Here is a 944-nt window from a genome sequence, read left to right as displayed (position 1 = left end):
TACAAGGCTAGGAAAATGCGTTTCTTAAAATTGTCAAAGTTCCTGAAACCAAAGGCATTCCGCTTGATAACCTTGATGAGATTATTAGTTGCCTCTAGTCTTGCATTGGAATAAGGCAATTCTAGGGCATTACAAACCTTATCTTTGTTTTTAAGGAAAGTATGGAAGACTGTTTGGAAAATCGGATTGACAGACCCTATTTCTTCCTCTATTAAGGCAAAGAAGTGATCCGTATTTTTATTCTTGATGTGGAATAGAAGCATCTGATAAAGTTGGTAATGCTGGTTTAGTTCCTCAGAATACCCAAGTAGTTCATCCAGTATTTCTTGATTAGTTAGATGCATTTGAAACATAGGTTGATAAGTGCGTTTTGTGCTCAATTTGCGGCTATCGGTTTGTATGATTTTCCAATACCGCTTTAGACGTCGATACTCTTTTGACTGTTTGTCAAATTGATTCATGATCTGTATCCGAACACGATTCATAGCTCTGCTGAGATGTTGTACGATATGGAAACGATCCAATACAATTTTTGCTTTTGGAAATAGTTGTTTGACCAGTGTGAAGTAGGGTGTGAACATATCCATAGTAATGATTTCAACCTTTTTTCTGACTTTCAAGGTATATTGTTGGAAATGGTCTCTAATTGTAGCATGAGTACGTCCGTCTAGTATTGCGATGATTTCAGAGGACTCAAAATCTTGAGCGATGAAACTCATTTTCCCTTTTTTAAAGGAATACTCATCCCAACTCATTATCTTGGGCAGTGACTTCCAGTTTGGTTTTGTCTTTACTAATTTTAACCGTCTAAGAACGGTTGATGTAGAGATATGTAGACGCTCGGCAATGCTTTTCATCGAATCCTTTTCGATCAGTAATTGAGTAATTTTCCGTTGGATGTCAGTTGAAATCTGATGATTTTTCTTGACAATAGGTGTCTCTGA

1 protein-coding gene is annotated in these 944 nt (G+C 36.8%); it reads right to left on the bottom strand.

Going from position 1 to position 944, the window contains the following annotated elements; translation table 11 throughout:
- Window positions 1-944: ISL3 family transposase (locus HZY94_RS09605; protein WP_179925940.1), on the bottom strand; the 944-nt coding region annotated here is incomplete at both ends.

This window comes from Streptococcus danieliae, assembly GCF_013415245.1.
Taxonomy (GTDB): domain Bacteria; phylum Bacillota; class Bacilli; order Lactobacillales; family Streptococcaceae; genus Streptococcus; species Streptococcus danieliae_A.
Note: the sequence above shows the minus strand (reverse complement) of the source record. Positions and strands in the feature narration are given on the sequence as shown.